Genomic DNA, 5,138 nt, shown 5'->3' on the forward strand with positions numbered 1-5,138 from the left:
TATTTTCGCGCCGCCCCAGCCGGTGCCCTGAATATACACCTCAGCCTGATTTAAGCCGGTTTGCGCTTTACGCCAGTCAATTGAGACTGCAATGCGCTGTTCTGTTTTTACTGCTCCCTGACTCTGGCTCAGGGTTACCCAATCGGCCGACGCCTTAGCGCTGAATTCAAACGCCGCGCTGCCTTTATTAAATACTTCAATCTGGCGCTGCTGTTGGCCATGCGGGTAAAAGGTATCGAGCTTCAGTTGTTCACCACGGTATTCACTTATCGGCCACGACAGCTTTGAACCTTCTGCTGCCACACCCATATCAGCCACCGGCATCGGGCTGGCTACTGATACCACCGGCATTAAATTGGCCGGAGGGTTACGCCAGTAGGTAAAGCCGATATGCGGTTGCGACATCATATGGTTCCAGCGGCCATTGCCCAGGCTATGGTACCGCGCTGTCAGGTTGGCGTCGGTGTCAAACCAATACTTTACCCGCTCTGCCCAGTAGTTAGTGCTGGCGCGGCCCTGCTGAGCATGTAGCTGGTTCATCGCTACGGCACGGTTTAGCTCAAATACCGCCCGGCTGGCTTTTAGCGGGTGGGCCACCAGCTGCACATAGGCATCCTGCAACTGCGCTGTTAACTGTTGCTGTATCTTGTCGGCAAGTGCTTCTGCCTGCGCCAGTTCAGTGCTGATACGCTCAGCTTCAGCGTAGTGCAAAATGCTGTAGCTGCCCGGCTCTATGGCTTCCGGTTTACGCCGGCCATTATGCGCAGTGTAAGTTTGTAGTAACGAGGCAATAGCGGGCGCTTGCGCCGCACCGAACTGCTGGGCAGCCCAGTCGGTGGTAAATTGTTGTAGATTGTCTGCGTTAAATGCGTCCGGGTTCCAGGCCATGCGCAAAAAGAAATCTGTCGGTAACTCCATTGGCTTTAAGTCGCCAACGTTCACTATCCAGATCCTGTCGGCCTGATACTGCCAGGCCAGGCTCATCTGCTGCCAGATTTTCGCCAGCGGCACGGTGTTAATCCAGCGGTAGGATCGGGGTGCACCCACATAGTCAAAGTGATAATACACACCGGCACCGCCACTGCGGTTACGCTCTGCTTTGGTCGGCAGGCGGCGGATATTGCCAAAGTTATCGTCGGCCCATAGCAGGGTGACATCGTCTGGCACCCGCATGCCGCGCTCGTAAAAGCCCTGTACTTCTTTATACAGCGCCCACACCTGTGGCACGCTTGCTATGGGCCTGTCGTTGAAGGTTTCCTGCAGAATCTGCCGTTGATCGGCGACGATCTGCTGTAGCAGCTCAATGTTGTCGCCTTCGCTCATCGGCTCGGCTTCCTGGCCGCGCATACCCAGCGTAAACAGGCTTTCCAGATTTTTATGCCGTTTTGCACCTTGTTGCCAGAACTTATAGATATTGTCGCGGTTGGTAGAATACTCCCACGGGCCTTCACCGTAGCGGTTCCACTCTTTGTCGGCGCGCATCATAGGCTCATGATGGCTGGTGCTCATGACGATGCCCATTTCGTCGGCCAGTACAGCGTTTTGCCAGTCATCGTCGGCAAAAGCATTGTTCCACATCGCTGGCCAGAGAAAATTGGCTTTTAACCGCTGCAGCAGTTCAAACACATGCAGGTAAAACCGGCTGTTGTAGCCGCCAAATTTTTCTTCGCTCCAGTTCGTCAGTGCCGGGTGCTCGTCGTTGAGAAAAATACCGCGGTACTTCACTTTAGGGGCATCGCTAAATGCGGTGCCAGCTTTAATATAAAGCTCAGCGCGGCGAACCGGTGGCACATCGGCCCACCAGTGCCACGGCGATACGCCTATGGTTTCAGCCAGATCATAAATGCCATAGATGGCACCGCGCTTATCACTGCCGGCGATGACCAGTGCCTGGTCAACACCGGGTAGCGGTTGTTGGATCAGCTGAATGTGAAACGCATCCCACTTGCCGGTAATGGCGCTAACATCCAGCTTACCGCTGCTAACCAACTGATCCAGTAACGCACTTTTTCCCAGGCTGCCAATAATTAGCAGTTGTTTTGCCTGGCCTTGCCTGGCGATAGCAAGCTGCCTGCCACTGACGCTGTTAATATCGCGCTGCAGGCTGTCTACTGCCCGCAGCACACCTTTGTACTCTTGTTGGTCAACCAGGATCAGCGCCTGACTGTCAGCGGCGACCAATGCAAAGTCGCCTGCTGCACGCTGCTGCACCAGGTAATTGCCGGGTAATGCCTGTACAGCGTGGCTTAACAATAAGGTTGCCAGTAACAGCAGCACTCTCATCGTTCTGCCTCCAACCGGCTATGCAGCCCCAGCATAGTGCCGACAAAGCCACCTGCTACCTGGGTACTTAGCAGCAAGGCGTCCTGCTCAGTCGCTACTGGCTGCCAATTGTTATCTACTACCGCGTAATAAAAGCTGATGCTGCCGGCATTACCGCTGATTTTTAACTGCACGCTGTTTGTCCCCTCTGGCAGTGACATACTGGCAATATTTTCCGGCGTTGCGCCATTGGCCTGCTGCAGAAAAACCTCGCTGCCGCTGTCAGTGCGACGGACACCGAGGTAATAATGATGCTGCTCGTTTTGAAAGGCGACGATACCGGCAGATACGGGTGCCGCTGGCACGCTAAGCGCTGTGCTGGCAGTAAAGTTTGTATGCTGCTGGCGGCGGCTGATAAAGGCCGGCTGTTGCAGGCTGGCAAGGCTGTCAGGCTTGGCGGTTAACTGCAGATAGCCATTATTGAACTCAAGCCAGCTGTGGTCAAAGCGTCTTAGTGCATTCCAGTGTAAATTCAGCTGGTTACTGTCAAAATCATCACGCCAAATAAAGTTGCCGGTCAGTGGCTCTGCTACAGCCGCTGTGGCAAGCTGCGGCGCTGCCAGGCGATAAGGGATCTGTTGCCCGGCCGGCAGAATATGCGGCCAGCCATCCTGCCAGCTTACCGGTAATAAAAAGGTTTCGCGGCCGGTATTAAAATAGCGCTGTTGATAAGCGCGACTGGCCAGAAATACCGCCCACCAGTTGCCGTTTGGCAGTTGCACAAAGTCGGCATGGCCGGCAGTGGTGATAGGGTCTGGCCGCTCTGGCGCTAAATCACGCTGCGTCAAAATAGGGTTGTTGCTGTAAGGCACAAAAGGTTCGGTCAGGCTGCGGCTGCGAAAGATCACTGCGGAGTGTTGGTCTGCGGTGCCACCTTCAGCGCACAGCAGATAATACCAGCCATCGTGCTTATACAAATGTGGCGCTTCAATCCAGATCGGTTTGGTGCTTAAATCGACACCGCCATTTACCAGCAGGCGTTTGGAGTCGGGCAGCACTTGCTGGCTTTGCGGGTCATACTGCCATAGCCAGATGGCTTTGTGGCCCTCGTACAGCGATTCGACCGGATCACCATTGTGAGCGATATACACTTTGCCATTGTCATCGAAGAAGATATCCGGGTCTATACCGTCTATTTCCGGCAGCCAGATTGGCTCTGACCAGGGGCCGGCCGGATCGGTGGCAGTCAGAATAAAGTTACCTCCGCGGTCGACTACTGTGGTGATCAGGTAGTAAGTGCCATCGTGATAGCGCAGTGTCGGCGCAAAAATACCGCGAGACACCTGTAAGTCATCCATCTGCAGCTGCGACTGCTGGGTCAGTGCATAGCCTATGATCTGCCAGTTCACCAGATCACGGCTGTGCAGTATCGGCAGCCCCGGCATATAAGTAAACGATGATACCGTCATGTAGTAATCATCGCCATTGCGGGTAATGCTGGGGTCGGGGAAGAAACCAGCCAGCACCGGGTTCTGGTATTGCCCGGCCTCTAACGGCGCTGCAAAAACCGGGTCCTGGCCCTGATATTCAAACCAGTCGAACTGTGCCACAGCGGCTGGGCTGTCTTTTGCTGGTTCGCTGCTGTCCTGCGCGGGTTTGCTGTGGTCGGGTGTAGTTTGTGGCTGGCAGGCACAAAGTGTACCCAGTAAAGCCAGGCCAGGCAGAGTTAACAAAAAGCGGTTTTGCATCAGATGTCACTCCTGTCGTCTTTGCCGTTTTACGACGGCTTGCGAGAAAGTCAGTGACATTAAAAGTAAAAAGGCCATTGTCATCAATGGCCTTACTGTTATGAAAATGCGTCAGTGCTGTGCGTTTTTTTCATGGCTCAGCCTCAGCGCCTGGCTGGCAGCTTAATCATTCACTGCCATATCAGTTAGCACACCGGTATGTTCGGTGCGGTAATCTTTTGGTGTTTGGCCAAAATGGCGCTGAAACACCGCATACATATACTGCAGTGACGGATAACCGCACAGCTTGGCAATTTCGCTGGGGTTAACCTGGGTGTCTTTCAGCATTTTGCAGGCTTTGGTCAGTTTCTGGTTATGCAGCTCGGTATGGATCGAATGGCCACGTTCAGCGCGAAAGCGCTGTTCCAGATTAGAGCGGGAAATGCCGACAAAGTCGGTGACCTGTTCCACCTTGGCACCCCGGGTGGCATTACGGCGGATGTAATGCATGGCCTGAATAACATAAGGGTCGCGCAGTGCTTTAAAATCGGTCGACTGGCGCGACGCTACCCCGGCCGGTGCCACCAAAATACGTTTGTGACCAACATCAATGTTATTCAGCTGGGTGTGCAGCAGTTTGGCAGCTTTGTAGCCCATTTCAAAGCAGCCCTGAGTAACCGAACTTAAGCTGATGCGGCTTAAGTAACGGGCGATATCGTCATCATCAATGCCGATAATGGCAATATTGTCCGGCACAATAATGCTGACATGCTCGCAGGCCTGCAGCAGATGGCGGGCGCGTGAGTCGGTTACGGCAATAATGCCGATAGGTTTGGGCAGGCTTTGTATCCAGTCGGTCAGCCGGTTCATTGCGTACTGCCAGGTTTCTGGCCGGGTGCAGTGGCCCTGATAAATCTGACAATCATAACCATCCTGGGCCGTCAGCTGGCGAATGGCATTCTCGCGCTCTCTTGCCCAGCGGTGATGTTCATCGGTAGGCACGCTGTAAAAGGCAAACCGGTCGAGCCCTTTGCGCTTTAAATGCTCGTAAGCGCTTTGCACCAGAGCATAGTTATCTGTTGCGACATAAGGTACAGCCGGGTAATCGGCCGGGTCGCTGTATGAGCCTCCCACACCAACAATCGGCTT

The 5,138-nt window shown here is 54.1% G+C and carries 3 protein-coding genes; all 3 read right to left on the reverse strand.

What is annotated here, in order from left to right; translation table 11 throughout:
- On the reverse strand, positions 1 to 2,283 hold a 2,283-nt coding region (locus VIN66_RS16205; RefSeq protein ID WP_331924944.1), incomplete at its 3' end, for a glycosyl hydrolase 115 family protein.
- The gene (locus VIN66_RS16210; RefSeq protein WP_331924945.1) at positions 2,280 to 4,010 is read right to left on the reverse strand and encodes a glycoside hydrolase family 43 protein; all 1,731 of its coding nucleotides are present in this window, start codon (positions 4,008 to 4,010) and stop codon (positions 2,280 to 2,282) included. The genes VIN66_RS16210 and VIN66_RS16205, both read right to left, overlap by 4 nt.
- A 162-nt stretch (positions 4,011 to 4,172) precedes the next feature.
- The coding region (locus VIN66_RS16215; protein WP_331924946.1) for a substrate-binding domain-containing protein at positions 4,173 to 5,138 on the reverse strand (966 nt) is incomplete at its 5' end.

Source organism: Rheinheimera sp., from assembly GCF_036568245.1.
In the GTDB taxonomy this organism is placed as follows: Bacteria; Pseudomonadota; Gammaproteobacteria; order Enterobacterales; family Alteromonadaceae; genus Alishewanella.

Bases quoted from the DNA above. Each gene is read 5' to 3' on its own strand.
- VIN66_RS16210 (WP_331924945.1), bottom strand. From the start codon at position 4,010: ATGCAAAACCGCTTTTTGTTAACTCTGCCTGGCCTGGCTTTACTGGGT.